Source organism: Pseudaeromonas paramecii, assembly GCF_039540575.1.
GTDB classification, from domain to species: domain Bacteria; phylum Pseudomonadota; class Gammaproteobacteria; order Enterobacterales; family Aeromonadaceae; genus Pseudaeromonas; species Pseudaeromonas paramecii.
Genome location: NZ_BAABFC010000009.1, coordinates 170,462 through 190,578, shown reverse-complemented (window position 1 = coordinate 190,578; position 20,117 = coordinate 170,462). Strand labels below are relative to the sequence as shown.

Sequence of the window (20,117 nt, the reverse complement as noted above, 5' to 3'; positions counted from 1 at the left end):
AGAGCGCCATGACTCGGGCCCATCAACCCCTGGAACTGCTGGCACCGGCCAAGAACCTGGCCCAGGGCCGGGAGGCCATACTGCACGGCGCCGATGCCGTCTACATCGGCGGCCCCGGCTTTGGGGCCCGGGCCGCTGCCGGCAACAGCGTCAGTGACATAGATGCGCTGTGTCAGTTTGCCCACCGCTTCCATGCCCATGTCTACGTGGCCTTCAACACCCTGCTGACCGATGCCGAGCTGGAGCCGGCGCGCCGGCTGGCCCATGAGCTGTATGCGGCTGGCGCCGATGCCCTGATAGTGCAGGACATGGGGCTGCTGCAGCTGGATCTGCCGCCCATCGCCCTGCATGCCAGCACCCAGACCGACAACCGGGATCTGGCCAAGGTGCGTCTGCTGGAACAGCTGGGCTTCAGCCAGGTGGTGCTGGCCCGGGAGCTGTCCCTTGACCAGATCCAGACCATAGCCCAAGGCACCCAGGTGACCCTGGAGGCCTTCATTCATGGTGCCTTGTGTGTGAGCTACAGCGGCCAGTGCTACATCAGCCATGCCATGACGGGCCGCAGTGCCAACCGCGGCGAGTGCGCTCAGATCTGTCGTCTGCCCTGCACCCTGACCGGTGCCGATGGCCAGGTACTGGCGGCGGACCAGCACCTATTGTCGTTAAAGGATCTCAATCAGAGTGAGCACCTGCTGGATCTGGTGGATGCCGGGGTGCGCTCCTTGAAGATAGAGGGGCGCCTCAAGGGGCCTGAGTACGTCAAGAATGTCACCGCCTGGTACCGTCAGCAGCTCGACGCCTTGCTCGCCCAGCGCCCCGAGCTGGCGCCGGCCTCTGCCGGGCGCTGCAGCTACAGCTTCACGCCCAACCCGGCCAAGAGTTTTCATCGCGGGCACACCGACTACTTCCTGCTGGGGCGCAGCCCGGAGATCAGCAACTTCGCCACCCCCAAGTACGCCGGCGAGCCAGTTGGGAAGGTGAGCCGTCTAAGCCCGCCCGGCAAGGGGCCTGTGTGGTTCGAGGTAGCGGCGCCGGCGGGGTTTGAGTTTCATAACGGCGATGGCCTGACCTATTTTCGCGGCAAGGATCTGGTGGGGGTGCGGGTCAACCGCGCCGAAGGGCTGCGGCTGTTTCCCGCCGAATCGGTGGCGGGTCTCAAGGTGGGGACGGCCCTGTATCGCAATCAGGATCAGGCCTTCAATGCCCTGCTGGCCAAGCCGTCGGCTCAGCGCCGAATAGGCGTGACCCTGACCCTGGGGCAGGTCGGTGACGATCTGTGCCTGGCGCTGCGGGATGAGTCAGGCTGTCAGGCCCAGGTGTGGCTCCCCGGGCCCCATCCGGCGGCCAAGGACGCGACCAAGGCGCGCTCTCAGCTCACCGAACAGCTGCAGAAGCTGGGCAACACCGACTTCTATGCCGAGGCGGTGGTGCTGGATCTGCCCACCTTGCCCTTCGTGCCCAGCGCGCAGCTCAATGCCTTGCGTCGGGACGGCATCGAGGCGCTGATGGCGGCGCGGCTGGCTGATTATCGGCGCCCGGCAGCCCGTCCCGTTACGCTGCCGTTGCCCATGCTGGGGGGCCAGCGGCTGAGTTACCTCGCCAACATCTACAACGCGGCGGCGGCGGCCTTCTATCAACAGTTGGGGGCGGGCAAGACGGCGCCGGCGTTTGAAGCCGGAGAGGAGACCCGTGAGGTGCCGCTCATGATCACCCGCCACTGCCTGCGCTACAGCTTTGGCCAGTGTCCCAAGGAGCGGGAGGACGGCTTCAAGCCCGACCCCCTGACCCTGACCATAGGCCAGGATCAGTTTCGCCTGCGCTTTGACTGTGTGCGCTGCGAGATGCAGGTACTGGGGCGGCTCAAACCCGCCAAGCGCTGAGGGCGCGGGGTTTCAGCCCTGCGCCTGCAGCACCCGGGCCTCGTGGGCCAGCAACCAGCGCTTGCGTTCCAGACCGCCGGCATAGCCGGTGAGCTGGCCGTTGGCGCCGATCACCCGGTGGCAGGGCAGGACGATGGGCAAGGGGTTGCGACCGTTGGCGGCGCCGACTGCCCGGACTGCGGTGGGGCGGCCCAGGTCGGCGGCCTGCTGGCCGTAGCTGCGGGTCTGGCCGTAGGGGATCTGGGCCAGCGCCCGCCAGACCTGGCACTGGAAGTCGGTGCCATGCAGGGAGAGCGGAAGATCAAACGTATGCAGTTCGCCGGCAAAGTAGGCGGCAAACTGTGCCACGAAGGGGGCCAGGGCGGCCGGGTCTTGCACCCAGCCAGCGGGTGGCAGCGCCGCGTCAGACTCGATAAAGTTCACCTGGGCCAGGCCCACCTCATCCAGTGCCAGCCGCAATAGGCCGCGGGGGCTGGCCAACTCATCATAACGCAGCATCATGCTCTCCTTGGGTTGATTGGCCTTGAGTCGTTGGGCCTTGAGTTGGGCTGGCCGGGCTGGGCGCCTGGCTGGTGAAAGGCTGGATCCAGCTGTATTCGCAGGAGAGGGCGGCCTGTTCAGCACCGCCCAGCTGCTCGTAGTGCAGTCGACCGGCCTGGCTGTAGTCCAGCCGCTCTATCATCTCGCCATCGGGCAGTAGCTCGGCACAACCGCTGACCCTGTGATGCACCTCGAAGCGCTGGGGGCCCAGCCAGACAAATTCGGTATCGTACTGACAACCGCTCTCGCCGCGCTCCTGCCAGCGGGCACTGGCCTGGCCCGGCGGCGGCAGGGTGAAATGACTGCGGGCATCCAGCATCAGCACCCTGGCCTCGCTCAGATAGACCAGGTGCCCCTCGGGACAATACTGGGGCGAGCCGCTTTCCAGCTGATAATCGCCCTGCTCGGGCAGTAACCAGGGCGCCGCCGTCAGCGGGACGCTGAGGGACACACTCAAGAGCAGCAATAAACGGGATGGGATCTTGGTCATGCGTGCCTCCCCAGATAACGGGCCTGCAGGTGGCGGCGAAACGGCGCCACGCTCAAGGGGGTGCCGGTGGCTTGCCGGATCAGGGCATCGGTGTCCAGCAGGCTGGCCTGCTGCCAGATATGTTGCTGCAGCCAGGCGAAGATGTTGCCCAGGCCATCAGGCTGGCTCAGCAGGCTGGCAAAGCTGCCTAATTGCTGTTGCAGGGCCTCGGCCAGCTGGGCGGCATACAGGGCGCCCAGGGTGTAGCTGGGGAAGTAGCCAAAGCTGCCGTCGGTCCAGTGGATGTCCTGCAGGCAGCCATCTTTGTCGTTGCCGGCGGTGGAGAGCCCCAGATACTGCTGCATGCGCAGGTCCCACAGCTCGGGGATATCGCGGGCTTCGATGTCGCCCTCGATCAGCCGTTTTTCTATCTCGTAGCGCAGCATGATGTGGGCCGGATAGGTCACCTCGTCCGCATCCACCCGAATATAGCCCGGCGCCACCCGGGTGTAGAGACGGGCCAGGTTGTCGGCGGCAAAGGCCGGCTGCGGGCCGAAGCTAGCCTCCAGCAAGGGCGGCAGCTGGGCGACGAAGCCAGGGTGACGGGCCAGTTGCATCTCAAAGAACAGACTCTGGCTTTCGTGGATGCCCATGGAGCGGGCTTCCCCCACCGGCAGCCCTTGCCACTGGGCCGGCAGGCCCTGCTCGTAACGGGCATGGCCGGTCTCGTGGATGATGCCCATCAGGCTCTGGGTGAAGTCCGCCTCATCGAAGCGGGTGGTGATGCGCACATCGCTGGGCACGCCGCCGCAAAACGGGTGGGCACTGACATCCTGACGACCACGGCTAAAGTCAAAGCCCAGCAGTCCCATGATCTGGCGGCCGAGATCCTGTTGGGCCGCGGTGGCAAAGGGCCCCTGGGGCAGGATCACCGACTCGGTTGCCTGGCGTTCGGTCACCTGGCGGATGAGATCCGGCAGCCACTGCTGCAACTCGGCGAACAGGCCGTCAATCTGCGTGCAGTTCATGCCTGGCTCGTACAGGTCCAGCAGACTGTCATAGGGGCGGCCGCCATTGGCCTCGGCGCGAATGGCGGCCTCCTCACGGCTCAAGGCGACCACCTCCTGGAAGTTGGTCAGAAAGCCGGCCCAGTCATTCTCCCGCCGCTGGCGCCGCCAGGCGTGCTCGCAACCGGAGCCCGCCAGGGACTTGGCCTGCACCAGATCGCCGGGCAGCACGCTGGCTTGCCGATGCCGGCGTTGCATCTCCTGAAGGCTGATCTGCTGGGCAGGCGTCAGGGACTCCGCCTGGGCGGCGGCAAACCAGTCGGCCAGTTCCGGCGCGGTGAGGCGTTCGTGCATCAGCAAGGAGAGCTCCGCCAGGGCGGCGGCCCGGGCGTCGTTGCCGCCTTCGGGCATCATGGTGGCCTGATCCCAGCCGCAGATGGCACTGAGATGCGCAAAGTGATGCAACTGGTGGAAGCGGCGGCTTAACAGGGCGTAACTCATGGCGTTTCCTTTGACTAATCCGGTGATGACTTACTCCGGCAGGCGCTTCTGGATGCGCTCCCGGGTGTGTTGTTTATCCTGCTGCCCCTTGCGCAGCAGCACCAGGGTGGTGCCGCTGCCGCCGAGCGGGCGCGGTGCGCTATGGTAGGCCAGCACCTGGGGCCAGAGGCCCAGCCAGTGGCAGACATGGCTCTTGAGCTGGGCCGGCGGTTGGCTCTGCAGGCCGCGGCCATGGCGGATCAGCAGGCTGCGGATCTCCAGCTGCTGACACTGACCTAGCACCTCCAGCAGGCGATGACGGGCGGACTCCAGCCCCATGCCCTGCAGATCCAGGCTGGTTTCAATCTGGTACTGCCCCAGGCGCAGCTTGCGGAACACTCCCTCCTGCACCCCATCGCGCTTGAAGCTCACCACCTCGTGGGGATCCAGCAGGGGGACGGCCTCAAAGCCGAAGGGGTGGGGGATCTGAGTGTCGGCCTGCTGCGCCGCCTGCTGACGGGCCTGGCGGGCGGCCTCGTCCAGACTCTGGCCCTGTAGCCGCACCCTGGCGTCGGCCGTCAGGGGTTTGACGTCCTGCATCTGCTGGGCAAACAGGCTGGCTTCGGTCTGGGGCAGGGCGGCGCTCATGAGGCGGTCTCCGCCAAGATGGGGGCCACCCGATAGCCGGCCTGTTGCAGCAGGGCCAGCAGGCCTTGGGGGCCGTGCAGGTGCAGGGCGCCCACCACCACGAAGGCCTTCTGGTGCCGGGCGTCCATCAGCTGTGGCAGCCAGCGCAGGTTACGTTGCTCCAGCAGCTGGGTTTGCAGATAGTCCCGCAGCTCGGGCGGGCCCTGTTCTTCGTTGAGCAGGGTCAGCAGGCGCTGGGTGTCTCCCGCCTGCCAGGCCTGGATCAGATCGGGCAACAGGGTGCTCAGACTGGGCAGCTGCTCCAGGGTGTTTTGCAAGAAGGCCAGTTCGTGCTCCCTGAGACCGGCCAGATAACGAAACTGATCTATGGGCTGCTCCAGGCCCACGATGGGTTTGCCGCTGATCTGGGCCTGACGCACGAAAAACTCATCCACCCCGTATTGGGCTTGGTAACCGGCCTGCTGCATGGCCACCTGAGTCAGGGTGAGGGCGGCGAACCAGGGTTGCAAGGGCTGCAGGGTCTCTGGCGGCAGATGTTGGCGTTGGGCGGCCTGGACGGCCTGGCGGTACAGGGGGGAGGGCAGGCGATCTGCCAGGTTCTGACCCGCCGGCAGACGGCCCAGCTGCAACAGCTCCTGCTGGGCGGCGCCATCGAGCTGGCGCAGATCGGTTTCCAATATCAGCTCGTCGGCCTGCTGCCAGGTCTGCATGATGGCGGAGTCCAGCGGGTAGAGGCTGGCGGTGCCCACATGGATGGAGCCCAGCAACCACAGGGTCTGCTCGCCTTTTTGCGCTTGCCACAGACCCGGCATGGCCTGGGCCCACAGGGGCAATAGACCCAGACACAGCAGGCAGGCTGTCATCCAGCGGACGGGGCGGCTATGATGTGGCCGGTTTTTTTGCATATGGAGATCCTCATGCCTCATCTTCGTTTTCGCGGCATAGCGACTGAGCCCTTGGCCCAGCTGGCGCCGGCCTTGGTGCAGCAGCTCAGCGAGCTGACCGGTGCGCCCGTGGCTCATTTTACCCTGGAGCGGGTACACACCGAATTCATTATTGCGCCGGCGCCCGGCACCGGCTATCCCTTCGTCGAACTCTTGTGGTTCGATCGTGGCCAGGCGGTGCAGGACGCCGCGGCCAAGCTCATCACAGCCGCGGTGCAGGCCGAGCTGGGCGCCCAAACCGAGGTGGCCGTGGTGGTGCTGCCGTTAACCCGTACCGCCTATTACGACAACGGCCAGCACTACGGCTGAGCCGATGCCAAACGCTGTCGCTTAGGCTGAGCGCGCCAGCAGGGCGTCCAGCCAGGCGGTGGGCAGCAGACGCCGGAGGTAATAGAACCACTTGGCCGGACGGGTCACCTGATAGCGCCGGCGGGGTCGCTTGGCCTGCAAGGCATGGCGCAGTGGCGGCAGACAGGCTTCTGCCGGCAGGGTGAAGGGGCCGGAAGGGCTGCCTTCCGCCCGCCCGAGCCGCTGCAAGGTTTGCCGATATTCCTTGGCATGGCGGCTGTGGTCCAGATCGATGGCCTGACGGAAGGCGGCCAGGGCATGCACCCGAAACCGGGTTTCGATAGGGCCAGGTTCAATCAGGCTGACATGTACGCCGCTGCCCCGCAGCTCCAGCCGCAGTGTGTCGGTGTAGCCTTCTAACGCAAACTTGCTGCTGTTGTAGGCGCCGCGAAAACGCATGGCCACCAGTCCCAGTACCGAGCCCACCTGCACGATGCGCCCCTGGCCATTGGCCAGCATGGCCGGCAATAGTTGCCGGGTGAGGTGATGCCAGCCGAAGAAATTGGTCTCAAATTGCCGCCGCAGGGCGTCGGTGGGCAGATCCTCGAGGGCGCCGGGCTGGCCGTAGGCGCCATTATTGACGAGCCCCCACAGCTGGCCCTGGCTTTGACTCAGGGCCCACCGGGCGGCCGCCTCTATGCTGGCCTCGTCGGTGAGATCCAGCCGATGGGCGGCAAACCCCTCCGCCGCCAGGGCGGCCACATCGGCCGGCTGGCGAGCGGTGGCCAGCACCCGGAAACCCGCCTGGCGCAGGCCGCGGGCGGCGGCCAGACCAATGCCGCTGGAGCAGCCGGTGATCAGCACTGTCTGGGTCATGACTGTTCCGCCTTAGGCCGCATCGGCCTCAGCCTTGCGTGGCTTACGGGCAGGCTTGCTGTCGGGCTGGGGTACTTCACTCAGATCGCTGGTCTCGCTGACGCTCAGGCTGCCGCCCTTGAGGATCTGTTGCAGCGCCTCTTTCTGGCCTGCCAGGTAGAGGGCCAGGGCCTCCTGAGCATCTTCGGACAGGTTAACGGGCGCCTCGGCCAGCAGCAGGGTCAGTTGATCGGCCATGTCCAGCATCTTGTCATAGGCATCCGCCTCTTTCTTGCTTGCGAACGTCATCTTCTCCTCGCCGTTACGTACCACCACGTATTTGATTTCCACTGCCATGGGATCGGGTTCCTGTCTTGTGGGTTGACTGTAAAAATAAACAGTATTCAGTTGGCGTCACGAATGCAACAAAAAACCCGCATGCCGAGGCAGTGCGGGTTTTAGGCGTGTCTTGCTACGGCAAGAAACAGTGATTTGGCGTCCCCACCAGGGCTCGAACCTGGAATCAGCCCTTAGGAGGGGCTAGTTATATCCTGTTTAACTATGGGGACCGGCCATCTAAGGCGCCGGCATTATATCAAAGGGGCGTCCAAGATCCACAACTGGACTCAACTGGTTGTTATTTAAGCGCTTATTCCATGACGGCCAGATCACCTATCTGTACATTGCCCGGGGCATACTGGTTGAGTGTGCGCAGTACGGCACTGTCCTCATACAGGCGCTTGACTTCCATGATGCCGGCCGCCGGGCGGCGGTCACTGCGAGTCATACCGCTGTCGTCCCGATAGTCCGCCTTGTGTTGCAGTAGCATGCGCTCACCCAAGCGAATCCCATTTCGACTTCCCAGGTTGATATGAAACTCATCGCCATCGACCTTGACCACGCGCCCGGCTGGTTTGTCGCAGCGCAATTGCAAGGTGAGATCCTGACTGGCACGATCCAGCAGCTGCCCTATCTCGGCACCATACGGCGATTGCCAGAACGTCTGTTCAAAGACGTTTAACTTGGCCTGTTTATCGAAGGTCCAGGGGGCCTCGCTTTGATACTCCAACGTCTGTTGCAACTTGCCGCTGAGACCATCAAACAGATAGAGATGAAGTGCAAACGCACGCAGGGGATGGGAAAACCATTGGCTGATCAGTCCATCATCGGTCTGGCGTAATGACAGATCATCCAGGGTGCCGAACAGCAGGTACTGGCTTTCGGTGTCTCGCGCCAATTGCTGTATCTGCGGTGTAATGCGGACATCGCCCTGGGCGAAAAATTGTGGGGTCAGCCCCAGGTTGGCATCCAGCCAGCGTTGTGTGACAAATGTTTGGCGCTGATTTTGCAGACGTTGGTAGAGTGCCTGGGTCACCGCCTTGTTGATGTCAAATAGATGGCCGTATCTGGCCTGTTCGGGATTGACCAGGCTAAAGCGGATGAGGGAGATACCTTTGGCATACTGCTGGCCCTCGCAGGCCTGTAGCTGGCTGCGGATATTGGCCCGCACCTTGATGTAAAGACGCTGATTGCGTTCCTCTTCCTGGAGAATCTGGTACTGGCGAATGTCACCGCTGGAGCGGATAAGAAAGATATCCTGACTGAGGGCGCCGTCTTTGAGGCCTTGCAGGCTGGAGACGTTGGCACCGGCTTGTAGCAGTGCCTGACGCAAGGCATCTTCCAGTGCCTGTTGCCGTGCATATTCCAGCTCTCCCTTCACCAGCGGGGCACTGCCGGTGACCTGATACCATTGGGCTTGCAGCGTTGCAGGAAGAGCCAGCAGCAAGAGCAGGGGGACGAGCCAGCGTGATGTCATAGTGCAACCTATCGGATCTATGTTTCTTGACGCAATAAAGCAATCTTCATGCCTTTTGTATGGTGTATTTGAAAATTAATGTTTATACAAACGTGGCGTTTGGCTTAAGGAATGCATTTATTTGCCGATAAACGGTAACAGCGCAGTGAGTGTGGAGTTGCTCATGAAAAAAATGGCATTAGTGTTGGCTCTGTTGGTCCCATTGGGAGCCTGCTCTAGCCGTACCCCCAAGATGGCCAGTCAATCCCAGGGCATGGAGTTGAGCAGTACAGTGTCTCAGTTGGCCGACCATCTGTTTGAGACTAAGTTGGCCGGGGACACAGGGATGAAACCCATAGCGGTAGCATCGTTTGTTAACTTGGGTAGCCTGGACAGCAGCAATTGGTTGGGCCAACAGTTAGCGGAAGACTTTATCCATGAGTTGCATCGTCGGGGTGAGCTGGTTTTGGATTACAAGATCACCGGCAGCATCAAGGTCACACCCGAAGGGGACTTTGTGTTTAGCCGAGATTGGATGGAGCTGGCCAAGCGGGTGCCCTTGTCGCGCGTGTTGACCGGCACCATGGCTCCTAACAGCAGTGGTATCGTGATCAACGCCCGTATCATTAATCTCAAGACCCACATGGTCGAGGCCACGGCTCAGGGGTTTGTGCCCCGTAGTCAGCTCAATGGGGGGCTGGACTCGGGTAGGGCCGTGACGGTGACCAAGGGCATGCTGGTGCGGGGGGATTACCCGGCTGGCCGGTATGGTAACTCGGTACAATTGACGCACTAAGGGGCGGTTATGAAACGTCTTGTGCTCTGGATGTCGGCAGCCTTGCTGTTGTCGGCCTGCTCCAGCACTCATTATGTCCGTTATCAACAGGCGACGCCGACGCGCTTTCCGGTGCTCCATGCGGTCGGTTATGCCGTCATCGATATCCAGCCTGGTCCAAGCCGGTCGGAGAAGGTGCTGCAGGCGATCCGTGCCTCCAAACTCGATGCCTATCGGGAATTAACCGAGCAGGTGTATGGCCAGCAGATCCAAGGGGCCACTACATTGCGTGATGCGGTGCAGACCAGCAATCAGTTGCAGGCGTCGGTGGAGGGGATGGTGCGGGGTGCCCGGGTAGTGCAGAGCTATCCGTTGGACAACATGTATGCTACCGAATTGGAGCTGGATACTCAGGTACTCTATGACCTGTACCGCTTGGAAGGGGCGCAATAAGGGACGGCAGGCAAAATAAAAAAACCACCTTGTAGTGGTTTTTTTACGCCTTGATATTTAGTGAACCATTCTTGCCTGGTTGGGTGTTGCCGCGGTTGTCGTAAGTGAGTTTGTTCTTGTCCCGCAGCTGGCATAGCTCCGCGGCCAATTTGCGATTGGAGAGCAGATTCAGTTCGATGAGCTTACCGTTGACCTCGTTACGCTCCTGGCAGGCTTGTAGCTGCGACAGAATTCGTTGACGAAAGGCGGCAAACTCCTGTTGCAGATTGGTATCCGGTAACGCTTCGGCGATGGCATGGTCGTTTTGGGCGAGGGTGGCCAGGAGTTGTTGTTTCTTTTCGGTTAATTCCGGGAGCGCCAAAGCCTTGCGCTGCTTGAGTAGGCCAAATTCCTCCTCAAGCAGCGCAAGCATCTGGTTTAACGTATCTTCCTGCTGTTGAAGCAGGTCGAGTAGTGGGCTCATCGATAGAGTTTTTCCAGATCGGATTCCATGCTCATCATCTTCTTGGCTACCCGCTGACTATCCACCTTGTATTCGCCTTTGTCGATGGCAGACTTGAGCGCCTCAACCTTGGCTTGATTGGTGGTAGGGGCATTGCTCAGCCGCTGCTGAACCCGACCAAGTTGCTGGGCCTGATCAGTCAGCACCACAGCATCCTGGCGTACACTGCCCTTGGCCTGCTGTGCTTGCTCGGCATTGTCGGCAGCACTGCTGGCGGCTTGGCTGCTGGTATTGCCACTTGCCACCTTGGTGGACTGGTTACCCAGCATGTTATTGATGTTGTGTATGGCCATGATAGTTACCTGTTGGTCGCCAATCTCGCGTCATGCCTGTTTATCGGCACCGAGCATACGAACTTTAGAAAATTTTTTGCGCCCTGTTACAGATTCACATTCACCTTGCCAGTGCTTTCTACCACGGCCTGGATCACCCGCTTCGAGCGGCTGTTTTCCACGCGAATCGCCTCACCGAAACTACCATCTTGCAGGGCGGTTCCCTGAGTCTTGATTTGCATGCCACCGGTGAGGGCCTGAATTTCCACCTGATCACCACGGCATACTACACAAATCTGGTTCTGCCGCACAGGCTGGCCAGGACGCAGATCCCGCTTTAGTCTGCTACCTACCAGCGGAGCCGTCTCGGTAAAGGTATCGCCGCGCAGTAATATCTCATCCATAAACTCTATGCTCATTAAGCCTTCGCTCAGCACTGTGCCCCGCGGGGCTGCCTCGGTGACAGACACGAAAGGCCGCAAGACCCTAACACGCACCGGTAAGTAGATATCCCATTTGGGCTCGGCTTCGCATCTAAGATAAACGCTATTGGTGCGTCGTACTTCTGCGCTGCCGGATAGGCGGGCGGTCAGATGGCCGTCACAGGCATGGAGACCGAGGCGATCGTCAATCGGGCCGGCGCTGACTTCAACTCGGCTGGTGGGATCCACCGTCATCTGATCCAGCACAAACTGTTCGGCAAATTGCCGCACCAGCTGACCGTCGGCAGCCTGGCAGGGAAGGGTGGATAGCAATGAGAGCGCTATCAAGTAACGCCCACTAATCGTTTCCATCTTCTTGCCGATAAAGCACAATAGGCTCATATAGACTTATACTGATCCTGCAATCTGAGGTGGATGCGAAGCAATATCCAGGCCTCAGCTCATATGATGACCTACTCAGGTCTTGTGACATAAAGGGTATGCAAAAGACATGCCCGTGCGCACGGGTTCCGTCAGACGGCTGCAGCCTTGAGCCAAAAATGGAGTAAATTATGGCGAGTATCTTGGATTCCGTAAACCAACTGACTCAGCTGGTTGGCCAGAATCGGTTGGAGTTGCTGTTGTTCAAGTTGGTGGGGCGTCAACGTTTTGGCATCAATGTGTTCAAGGTGCGCGAAGTACTGCAGTGTCCGGCGTTAACCGTCATGCCCAAGCTGCATCCGTTTGTTCGCGGTGTGGCCCATATTCGCGGGCAGACCATCTCCGTCATCGACTTGAGCCTGGCCACTGGCGGTAAGCCCATCCAGGATCTCTCCAAGTGCTTCATCATCATTGCCGAATACAACCGCTCTGTGCAGGGTTTTCTGGTGAGTTCGGTAGAGCGCATCATTAATATGAATTGGGAAGCTATCCTGCCTCCACCCAAGGGGGCAGGGCGTTTCAACTATATGACAGCCGTCACCGAGGTGGATGGCGAGCTGGTGGAGATCCTGGATGTTGAAAAGATCCTGGATGAGATTTCGCCGGTCAATACCCATGTCAGTGATGATGTGGTTGCCTCAAGCGAGGCGCATCATACCCGTGGTCGCATGGTGCTGGTCGCAGACGATTCCTCCGTGGCCCGCAAACAGGTTGAGCGTGCGCTCAATGCCATCGGTGTCAAATGCCTGTTGGCCAAGGATGGGAAAGATGCGCTGACTATGTTGCTGGACATGTTGGAAAAGGGCCCGATCACTGAACAGATTGGCTTGGTTATCTCGGATATTGAAATGCCGGAAATGGATGGCTATACCCTGACGGCGGAGATCCGTAATCATCCTGGGCTCAAGGATCTGCACGTCATATTGCATACCTCCTTGAGTGGCGTGTTCAACCAGGCGATGGTACAGAAGGTGGGAGCAAACAACTTCATCGCTAAGTTCCATCCGGACGAACTGGCCAAGGCCGTTCAAGACGCCCTGTAAAACAACGAGTTGAAGAAGATTAATGAAGACACTGTCCGACGAGCTTTATAAACAGTTCAGTGCCTTTTTGGAGGCCCAGAGTGGCATAGTGCTGGGCGCCAATAAGCAGTATCTGGTGAAGAGTCGACTCGCTCCTCTTGTTGGTCAATACGGTGCCGATACATTGGCCGATCTGATCAAGCGAGCCATGGATCCCCGTGAACGGGATCTCAAAATGGCGGTGGTGGATGCCATGACCACCAACGAAACCTTATGGTTTCGGGATACCTATCCGTTTCAGTTGCTGACGGATCGTATCTTTCCTGAGCTGGGTAAGAGTGGCAAAACCTTGCGGATCTGGTCTGCCGCCAGCTCTTCGGGCCAGGAGCCCTATTCCATCGCCATCACGGCATTGGAGCAGCAGATGAAGCGCCCTGGCACCCTGCCGGGTGGAGTGCAGATTGTGGGGACGGATATTTCTGCCTCTATGCTGAACCAATGTAAGGAAGGCATCTACGATAATCTGGCATTGGCTCGGGGTTTGTCCGTAGAACGTAAGCGTCAATTTTTCGAAGCGTGCGACGGCAACAAGATGCGGGTGAGTGACAGAGTCAAAAAATTGGTGTCTTTTCGTCCCTTCAACTTGCTGGATAGCTATAGCTTGTTGGGCAAGTTTGACATCATTTTTTGTCGTAATGTGTTGATCTACTTCTCTCCTGAGATCAAGTCCAAGATACTCAACCAGTTCGCTGGCAGCCTGAATCCAGGTGGCTATCTGATGTTGGGGGCCTCTGAGTCTCTGACTGGCTTAACCGACCGCTTTGAGATGATCCGGTGTAATCCGGGGATTGTCTACAAGCTCAAATAACCTCCCTCCCTAGCCAGTGGCACACCTTTTGCTTAATTTCTAGCAGGAGGTGCGCCATGACCATTTCATTCGACAAAGCATTCGGGATCCACCAGTACACCATAGGGGTGCGTTCTCAGCGGGCCGAGGTTCTGGCTGGCAACATTGCCAATGCCGATACCCCCGGCTACAAGGCCCAGGATCTGGACTTTTCCAGTGCCTTGAGTCAGGCCCAGGGTTTGCAAAGTGGAACCACAGAATTGATGCGTACCAATAACCAGCACCTGGCTGGCGCCAGCGCCATGAGTGGCACGCTCAAATATCGGGTGCCGCTGCAGGCCGATACGGGGGATGGAAACACCGTCGATCTCCAGCAGGAGCGTAGTGCCTTCCTGGAAAATGGTCTGGAGTATCAAACCTCATTGGAGTTTCTTAACAGCAAGATCAATGGCTTGCTTAAGGCGCTCAAAGGAGATCAAGTATGAGTCTCTTTCGGATTTTTGATGTTGCCGGCTCGGCCATGAGTGCCCAGTCTGTGCGCTTGAATACCACCGCCAGTAATCTGGCGAATGCCGACAGCGTGAGTTCCAGTGTGGATGAGACTTACCGGGCGCGGCGGCCAGTTTTTGCCGCCATGTTGCAGGAAGCCGGCAGTGGACAGCCGGGGAGCGAGGCAGTGGGCGTGCAGGTGCAAGGCATAGTCGAGAGCGATGCGCCGTTACTAAAAGAGTTCAACCCCAATCATCCCATGGCGGACAAGGATGGCTTCATCTACAAGCCGAACGTCAATCCTATCGAAGAGATGGCGGACATGATCAGTGCCTCCCGCTCCTACCAGACAAATGTGCAAGTGGCCGATACCGCCAAGCAGATGTTGTTGCAGACGCTGCGGCTGGGCAAGGGCTAAGGAGTAGAGCATGGCTGACTATAGCGCCTTGACCGGCGTCACCACCACGGCGTCAACCCAGACTAGCAGCACCAGTAGCAGCAGTAGTAACGGCACCCTGGGGCAGGCAGATTTTTTCAAGCTGCTGACGCAGCAGCTTTCGTATCAGGATCCGTTCAAACCGACGGACAACTCCCAGATGATTTCCCAGATGGCCTCGTTCACCACGGCCGATGGTATCAATCAGCTCAACACCCAGATGACGAGTCTCAACGACAACATGACCTCCAGCCAGGCGTTGATGGCATCGAGCCTGGTGGGTCAGAAGGTGTTGTCACCCACCAGTAACGGCTACCTGACACAAGGCGATACCGTCAAAGGGGTGGTCACCACAGGGGATGGGGCGAGCAACTTGAAGATGAGCATCACGGATGCTGATGGGAACCTGGTGCGCGAGATTGCCATCGATGGCAAACAGACCGGGAATTACAGCTTCGAGTGGGATGGCTTGGACAAGAATGGAAACCCCGCACCAACCGGTACCTATACCTTCAAGGCCAATGGCTTGGTGGGGAGTGAACGACAGGATTTGGGGGTGTTGACCTACGGGCAAGTTGAGAGCGTCACGCTCGGCAACAGCCAGGTTGCCACCGTAGTGAAGGTTCAAGGGATAGGCAGCATACCGTTGTCGCAGATCCTGGAAATATCCAACTAGCCGTCGGCGCTAAGTGAGAGGTAATACCCATGTCATTTAATATTGCCCTGAGTGGTCTGTATGCGGCCCAGAAACACCTGGATGTCACCGCCAATAACATTGCCAACGTCAACACGGTTGGTTTCAAGGGGTCACGCGCCGAGTTTGCCGATGTGTACTCCTCCTCGATCTTTGCCAATGCCAAGACCCAGGTGGGCAGTGGGGTTTCCACCTCGACCGTTGCTCAGCAGTTTCACCAGGGGGCGTTGAACTTCACCAATAACTCGCTGGATCTGGCGATTCAAGGGAACGGCTTCTTCGTCACCGCAGCCAATATCGGCGATCTGGATCGCACCTACACGCGGGCTGGGGCATTTCAGCTCAATTCCAGTGGCTATGTCACCACAGCCCAGGGCGATTACCTGCAGGTCTATGACGTCAACGATGATGGCACTCCCAAGACGGTCAGCCTGGACTCCACTATTCCCTTGAGGATTCCGGATGCGGCGGGGAGTCCGGAAGCGACCTCAAAGGTCAACATGAGCATGAACTTGCCGGCGGGCTCCACAGCCCTGGATCCTGCCAATTTTGATCCCACTGATTCCGATACCTATACCTCTTCTACGTCAGTGGTGGTGTATGACTCATTGGGTGAGTCTCACACCATGACCCACTACTTCGTCAAAGACTCGACGGCCACCAATACCTGGCGCATGTTCAGCTATATGGATGATCAACCGGTGGATATTACCGGCGGGTATACGCCTGGGGGCTCAGTGCCGTCAGGTGCCACCCTGGTATTTAATTCTCAGGGCCTGCTGGATACCACAGTGGCCACTAACCCCAATCCCAATCCCATTGTGACCGAACAGCTGGGCAGCGGGGGCGCCGGCATCATCACTAATGGCGCCGATGGTACTCAGACCATCGAGATTGACTTCGATAGCATTACGCAATATTCGTCCTCCTTTGAAGTGACGGCTTTGTCTCAGGATGGTTCTACCGTCGGTCGGTTGACCAAGGTGGATATCGGCGCAGACGGTCTGGTGGCGGCCACCTACAGTAACGGCACCACCACCAAGCTGGGGGCTATCGCCATGGCGAACTTCCCCAACTCACAAGGGTTGACTCAGGTGGGTGATACCTCTTGGAAGGCATCCTTATCGTCCGGCGATGCGGTGCCGGGGCAGGCCAATACGGGTACCTTCGGCAAGATCCAGTCCTCGGCCTTGGAGGCGTCCAACTCCAACCTGACCTCTGAGCTGGTGGAGCTGATTACGGCCCAGCGCAACTACCAGGCCAACTCTCGGGCGTTGGAGGTCAACAGTACCTTGCAACAGACCATACTGCAGATCCGCTAACACCGGCATCACCTCACGGGCAGCTGACAGGCTGCCCGTTTTTTTTGACTTTTAGCCTGGTCGTTACCCCCTTATTTTCCTCCTTCTCCCGCTTCGCTAGCCGCTGAACATTACTTGGCATCATCTTTGCTTCGTCTCACTTAAGTCACCATTTTGACTGGAGTGGGTTATGGACCATCTGTTGTACCTGGCCATGTCGGGCGCCAAAGAAAACATGAACAGCCTGACGTTGCGCAGCAATAACTTGGCCAACGCCAACACCGTTGGTTTCAAAGCGGACCTGGAGCAAGCGCGGGCCATGCAGGCCTTTGGCGACGGTCTGCCGTCCCGGGTGTTCTCCATGACGGAACGTCCGGGCCAGAGTTTTGCCCAGGGCGGCTTGATGACCACGGGGCGGGATCTGGATGTGGCGGTGGAAGGTGACGGCTGGCTGACGGTTCAGGACGCCCAAGGTGGTCAGGCCTACACCCGCATGGGCAACCTGCAGCTCTCCCCCTATGGGGTGCTGCAGACCAGCAATGGACTCAATGTGCTGGATGATGCGGGTCAACCCATAGTCTTGCCCCTGCCGTTGGAGAAAATCTCCATCAACAAGGACGGCACCATAGTCGGTCGTCCCGAAGGGGCGGCACCCAACGGCATGGAAGAGTTTCAGCGCATCAAGCTGGTCAATCCGGATATCCGTAGCGTGGACAAGGGCAATGATGGCCTGTTTCGCCGCAAGGACGGCCAGGCTGAGCCGGCCTCGGCTGACGTCAAGCTGGTCTCCGGTGCCCTGGAAGCCAGTAACGTCAACGTGGTGGATGAGATGACCAACCTGATCCGATTACAGCGGCAGTTTGAGACGCAGGTCAAGATGATGCAGACCGCCCAGAAGAACGATGAAGCCCATACCCAGTTGTTGCGTCTGAGCTAAGCGACGAGGAGAAGATTATGAATCCGGCATTGTGGATCAGTAAGACGGGGCTCGACGCCCAGCAGACCAACATCTCGGTCACCTCCAACAACCTGGCCAACGCCTCGACCGTCGGTTACAAGAAGGGGCGGGCCATCTTTGAAGATTTGCTCTATCAGAACATCAACCAGCCCGGGGGCCGCTCCTCGGCGGATACCACCCTGCCCAACGGCTTGATGCTGGGGGCCGGCGCCAAGGTGGTGGCCACCCAGAAAAACTTCAGCCAGGGCAACGTGCAGACCACGGATAACTCCCTGGATGTGATGCTCGAGGGCCGAGGCTTTTTCGAAGTACTGCTGCCGGATGGCACCACGGCCTACACCCGCAACGGTCAGTTCTCCTTGAACGACGAAGGCACCATAGTGACTTCCGGCATGGGCTATGCCATTCAGCCGGAGATCCAGATCCCCGAGAATGCCCAGAGCATTACCGTGGGCTCGGATGGCCAGGTATCGGTGCAGTTGATGGGGCAGGCGGAATCCCAGGTGGTGGGGCAGCTCACGGTCACCGACTTCGTCAACCCCGCCGGCCTGCAGCCCATGGGGGAGAACCTCTATCTGGAAACCCAGTCCAGCGGGGCGCCCCTGCAAGGGGTGGCCGGGGCCGATGGTCTGGGAGTGATTAAGCAGGGGATGCTGGAAACCTCCAACGTCAATGTGACCGAGGAGCTGGTCAACCTCATCCAGGCGCAGCGTGTCTACGAGATGAACTCCAAGGTCATCTCCAGCGTGGATGAGATGATGTCCTACGTGACACAACGTCTGTAAAGAATTGAAGGAGGCCGCCATGAAGTTGGCACTCTGTTTGGCCGGATGCGGGCTCTTGTTGGCCGCCTGCTCCACGACACCCAATATGCCGAAGCCGGATGATCCGGAGTTTTCGCCGGTGATGCCGGAGGAAAGCGTGGTGAACATGGAATCAAACGGTTCCATTTTCAGCCAGAAGCAGACCACCAGTCTCTACTCTGACATCAAGGCGCGTCAGGTGGGCGATATCATCACGGTGCAACTGGTGGAGTCCACTTCCGCCAAGAAGAATGCCAACAGTCAGCTGGGCAAGGATTCCAGCCTCGGCCTGGATGCCCTGGAGCTGGGGGGCAAGCCGGTGACCGTCGGTGGCTATGACACCAGCGTCGGCATGGGGGCCAACAACAGCTTCAAGGGGCAGTCCAAGGCCGATCAGAGCAACAGCCTGCAAGGCAACATCTCGGTGACCGTCACCCGGGTGCTGCCCAACGGCAACCTGATGGTGCGGGGCGAGAAGTGGATCATGCTCAACACCGGCAACGAATATATCCGCATCACCGGCATTGTCCGGGCGGAGGATGTGCAGGCCGACAACACGGTGGAATCCCAGCGGGTGGCTGATGCGCGCATCTATTACGGTGGGACGGGTGACTTTGCCAATACTCAGGAGCGGGGCTGGTTGGCACAGTTCTTTAATAGTCCCTGGAGTCCGTTCTAGGAGTAAGCCAAATGACAAAATTCCGACACCTGACTGCCATTGCCCTGGGGCTCAGCCTGCTGCTGCCCCAGGCCCAGGCGGCCCGTATCAAGGATCTCGCCTCGGTGCAGGGCGTGCGTACCAACCAGTTGATCGGCTATGGCCTGGTGGTGGGCTTGCCGGGCACAGGTGAGAAGAACAACGCCTTCTCCGAGCAGACCTTTCGCACCATGCTCAACAACTTTGGTATCAAGGTGCCGGACTCCCTCAAGCCCAAGATCAAGGATGTGGCGCCGGTAGCCGTGCATGCGGAACTGCCGCCGTTCTCCAAGCCAGGGCAGACGGTGGATGTGACCGTTTCCGCCATTGGTGAGGCCAAGAGCCTGCGGGGCGGTACCCTGCTGCAAACCTTCCTCAAAGGGGTGGACGGCCGGGTGTATGCCCTGGCGCAAGGTTCGCTGGTGGTAGGGGGCCTGGGGGCCGAAGGGGCGGATGGCTCCAAGGTAGTGATCAATACCCCGACCGTGGGACGGATCGCCAATGGCGCCACCGTGGAACGTGAGGTGCCCAACGCCTTTGGTCAGGGTGACACCATCACCTTCAACCTCAACCGTGCTGATTTCACCACCGCCAAGCGGTTGACGGATGTGATTAACGGCTTGGTGGGGCCGGATACCGCCCGCGCTTTGGATGCCACCTCGGTGGAGGTGTATGCCCCGCGGGATCCGGCGCAGCGGGTTTCCTATCTGGCCACCCTGGAGAATCTGGAAGTGGATCCGGCGGATGAGGCGGCCAAGATCATCGTCAACTCCCGCACCGGCACCATCGTCATCGGTAACCAGGTGCGTCTGCGTCCGGCGGCCATTACCCACGGTGGCCTGACGGTGACCATCAGCGAACAGCAACAGGTCTCCCAACCCAACGCCTTGGCGGGCGGCAATACCGCCGTGACCAACAACTCCAACATCAATGTCCAGCAACAAGACAGCCGCATGTTCAAGCTGGATACCGGCAATACCCTGGATGACCTGGTGCGGGCCGTCAATCAGGTGGGGGTGGCGCCCGGGGATCTGATGGCGATTCTGGAGGCGCTGCAACAGGCGGGTGCCATTCAGGGTCAGCTGGTGATCATCTAAGG

25 protein-coding genes and 1 tRNA gene are annotated in these 20,117 nt (G+C 59.7%); 14 read left to right on the top strand and 12 right to left on the bottom strand.

From position 1 onward, the window contains the following. Window positions 1–8: 8 nt before the first annotated feature. The gene (locus ABD847_RS06340) at window positions 9–1,880 is read left to right on the top strand and encodes a peptidase U32 family protein (protein ID WP_345011148.1); all 1,872 of its coding nucleotides are present in this window, start codon (window positions 9–11) and stop codon (window positions 1,878–1,880) included. Window positions 1,881–1,892: 12 nt separating this feature from the next. Here ABD847_RS06340 and ABD847_RS06335 read toward each other — a convergent pair whose 3' ends face one another. From ABD847_RS06335 to ABD847_RS06315, 5 genes are read right to left on the bottom strand one after another with little or no spacing between them, the layout of a single operon-like run. Then, window positions 1,893–2,378: a methylated-DNA--[protein]-cysteine S-methyltransferase gene (locus tag ABD847_RS06335; protein WP_345011146.1), complete on the bottom strand. Its 486-nt coding sequence runs from the start codon at window positions 2,376–2,378 to the stop codon at window positions 1,893–1,895. Beyond that, a complete protein-coding gene (locus ABD847_RS06330) occupies window positions 2,365–2,910 on the bottom strand; it encodes a hypothetical protein (RefSeq protein ID WP_345011144.1) in 546 nt (181 codons plus the stop codon). The genes ABD847_RS06335 and ABD847_RS06330 overlap by 14 nt, the downstream gene beginning before the upstream one ends. Then, entirely contained in the window at window positions 2,907–4,397 is a 1,491-nt protein-coding gene (locus ABD847_RS06325; protein WP_345011142.1) for a carboxypeptidase M32, read from the bottom strand. The genes ABD847_RS06330 and ABD847_RS06325 overlap by 4 nt, the downstream gene beginning before the upstream one ends. A 30-nt stretch (window positions 4,398–4,427) precedes the next feature. Then, complete coding sequence (smrA, locus tag ABD847_RS06320) at window positions 4,428–5,024, bottom strand: DNA endonuclease SmrA (protein ID WP_345011140.1); 597 nt, start codon at window positions 5,022–5,024, stop codon at window positions 4,428–4,430. After that, window positions 5,021–5,929, bottom strand: coding sequence for a TraB/GumN family protein (locus ABD847_RS06315; protein WP_345011138.1), 909 nt, complete (start codon window positions 5,927–5,929; stop codon window positions 5,021–5,023). The genes smrA and ABD847_RS06315 overlap by 4 nt, the downstream gene beginning before the upstream one ends. A 12-nt stretch (window positions 5,930–5,941) precedes the next feature. On the opposite strand from ABD847_RS06315, the gene ABD847_RS06310 reads away from it, so the two are divergent. Next, window positions 5,942–6,277, top strand: a complete 336-nt coding sequence (locus ABD847_RS06310) for a DUF1904 family protein (RefSeq protein ID WP_345011136.1) — start codon at window positions 5,942–5,944, stop codon at window positions 6,275–6,277. Window positions 6,278–6,298: 21 nt separating this feature from the next. Here the strand turns inward: ABD847_RS06310 and ABD847_RS06305 are convergent, their stop codons facing one another. From ABD847_RS06305 to ABD847_RS06290, 4 genes are all read right to left on the bottom strand, one after another. Then, complete coding sequence (locus ABD847_RS06305; RefSeq protein ID WP_345011134.1) at window positions 6,299–7,132, bottom strand: SDR family oxidoreductase; 834 nt, start codon at window positions 7,130–7,132, stop codon at window positions 6,299–6,301. A 12-nt stretch (window positions 7,133–7,144) separates the two neighbouring features. Next, complete coding sequence (locus ABD847_RS06300) at window positions 7,145–7,468, bottom strand: YebG family protein (protein ID WP_345011132.1); 324 nt, start codon at window positions 7,466–7,468, stop codon at window positions 7,145–7,147. A 136-nt stretch (window positions 7,469–7,604) separates the two neighbouring features. Continuing rightward, window positions 7,605–7,680 (bottom strand) — tRNA-Arg (locus tag ABD847_RS06295). Window positions 7,681–7,760: 80 nt separating this feature from the next. Next, entirely contained in the window at window positions 7,761–8,927 is a 1,167-nt protein-coding gene (locus ABD847_RS06290) for a flagellar assembly protein T N-terminal domain-containing protein (protein ID WP_345011130.1), read from the bottom strand. A gap of 163 nt (window positions 8,928–9,090) precedes the next feature. Here ABD847_RS06290 and ABD847_RS06285 point away from each other — a divergent pair, with 163 nt between their 5' ends. Next, the gene (locus ABD847_RS06285; RefSeq protein ID WP_345011128.1) at window positions 9,091–9,702 is read left to right on the top strand and encodes a FlgO family outer membrane protein; all 612 of its coding nucleotides are present in this window, start codon (window positions 9,091–9,093) and stop codon (window positions 9,700–9,702) included. Between the two features lie 9 nt (window positions 9,703–9,711). Next, window positions 9,712–10,134: an LPP20 family lipoprotein gene (locus tag ABD847_RS06280; RefSeq protein ID WP_345011125.1), complete on the top strand. Its 423-nt coding sequence runs from the start codon at window positions 9,712–9,714 to the stop codon at window positions 10,132–10,134. A gap of 43 nt (window positions 10,135–10,177) precedes the next feature. Here the strand turns inward: ABD847_RS06280 and ABD847_RS06275 are convergent, their stop codons facing one another. The 3 genes from ABD847_RS06275 to flgA all read right to left on the bottom strand — a co-directional run bounded on the left by ABD847_RS06275 (window position 10,178) and on the right by flgA (window position 11,732). Next, window positions 10,178–10,597: a flagella synthesis protein FlgN gene (locus ABD847_RS06275; protein WP_345011123.1), complete on the bottom strand. Its 420-nt coding sequence runs from the start codon at window positions 10,595–10,597 to the stop codon at window positions 10,178–10,180. Further along, entirely contained in the window at window positions 10,594–10,929 is a 336-nt protein-coding gene (flgM, locus tag ABD847_RS06270; RefSeq protein ID WP_345011121.1) for a flagellar biosynthesis anti-sigma factor FlgM, read from the bottom strand. Before flgM ends, ABD847_RS06275 begins: the two co-directional genes overlap by 4 nt. Before the next feature lie 86 nt (window positions 10,930–11,015). After that, complete coding sequence (gene flgA, locus ABD847_RS06265; protein ID WP_345011119.1) at window positions 11,016–11,732, bottom strand: flagellar basal body P-ring formation chaperone FlgA; 717 nt, start codon at window positions 11,730–11,732, stop codon at window positions 11,016–11,018. Window positions 11,733–11,902: 170 nt separating this feature from the next. On the opposite strand from flgA, the gene ABD847_RS06260 reads away from it, so the two are divergent. The 10 genes from ABD847_RS06260 to ABD847_RS06215 all read left to right on the top strand — a co-directional run bounded on the left by ABD847_RS06260 (window position 11,903) and on the right by ABD847_RS06215 (window position 20,115). After that, window positions 11,903–12,814: a chemotaxis protein CheV gene (locus ABD847_RS06260; protein WP_345011117.1), complete on the top strand. Its 912-nt coding sequence runs from the start codon at window positions 11,903–11,905 to the stop codon at window positions 12,812–12,814. Between the two features lie 22 nt (window positions 12,815–12,836). Beyond that, window positions 12,837–13,661, top strand: coding sequence for a CheR family methyltransferase (locus tag ABD847_RS06255; RefSeq protein WP_345011115.1), 825 nt, complete (start codon window positions 12,837–12,839; stop codon window positions 13,659–13,661). 56 nt (window positions 13,662–13,717) lie between these two features. Further along, complete coding sequence (gene flgB, locus ABD847_RS06250; RefSeq protein ID WP_345011113.1) at window positions 13,718–14,125, top strand: flagellar basal body rod protein FlgB; 408 nt, start codon at window positions 13,718–13,720, stop codon at window positions 14,123–14,125. Beyond that, complete coding sequence (flgC, locus tag ABD847_RS06245; protein WP_345011111.1) at window positions 14,122–14,547, top strand: flagellar basal body rod protein FlgC; 426 nt, start codon at window positions 14,122–14,124, stop codon at window positions 14,545–14,547. The genes flgB and flgC overlap by 4 nt, the downstream gene beginning before the upstream one ends. Before the next feature lie 10 nt (window positions 14,548–14,557). Further along, window positions 14,558–15,241: a flagellar hook assembly protein FlgD gene (locus ABD847_RS06240; RefSeq protein ID WP_345011109.1), complete on the top strand. Its 684-nt coding sequence runs from the start codon at window positions 14,558–14,560 to the stop codon at window positions 15,239–15,241. 29 nt (window positions 15,242–15,270) lie between these two features. Beyond that, window positions 15,271–16,581, top strand: a complete 1,311-nt coding sequence (flgE, locus tag ABD847_RS06235) for a flagellar hook protein FlgE (protein WP_345011107.1) — start codon at window positions 15,271–15,273, stop codon at window positions 16,579–16,581. A 169-nt stretch (window positions 16,582–16,750) separates the two neighbouring features. Then, window positions 16,751–17,497, top strand: a complete 747-nt coding sequence (flgF, locus tag ABD847_RS06230) for a flagellar basal-body rod protein FlgF (RefSeq protein ID WP_345011105.1) — start codon at window positions 16,751–16,753, stop codon at window positions 17,495–17,497. A gap of 17 nt (window positions 17,498–17,514) precedes the next feature. Further along, window positions 17,515–18,303 (top strand): flagellar basal-body rod protein FlgG, encoded by a 789-nt coding sequence (gene flgG / locus ABD847_RS06225; protein WP_345011104.1) that lies wholly within the window; start codon window positions 17,515–17,517, stop codon window positions 18,301–18,303. Window positions 18,304–18,322: 19 nt separating this feature from the next. Next, window positions 18,323–19,000 (top strand): flagellar basal body L-ring protein FlgH, encoded by a 678-nt coding sequence (flgH, locus tag ABD847_RS06220; protein WP_345011103.1) that lies wholly within the window; start codon window positions 18,323–18,325, stop codon window positions 18,998–19,000. A gap of 11 nt (window positions 19,001–19,011) precedes the next feature. Next, the gene (locus ABD847_RS06215) at window positions 19,012–20,115 is read left to right on the top strand and encodes a flagellar basal body P-ring protein FlgI (RefSeq protein ID WP_345011100.1); all 1,104 of its coding nucleotides are present in this window, start codon (window positions 19,012–19,014) and stop codon (window positions 20,113–20,115) included. Window positions 20,116–20,117: the final 2 nt, after the last annotated feature.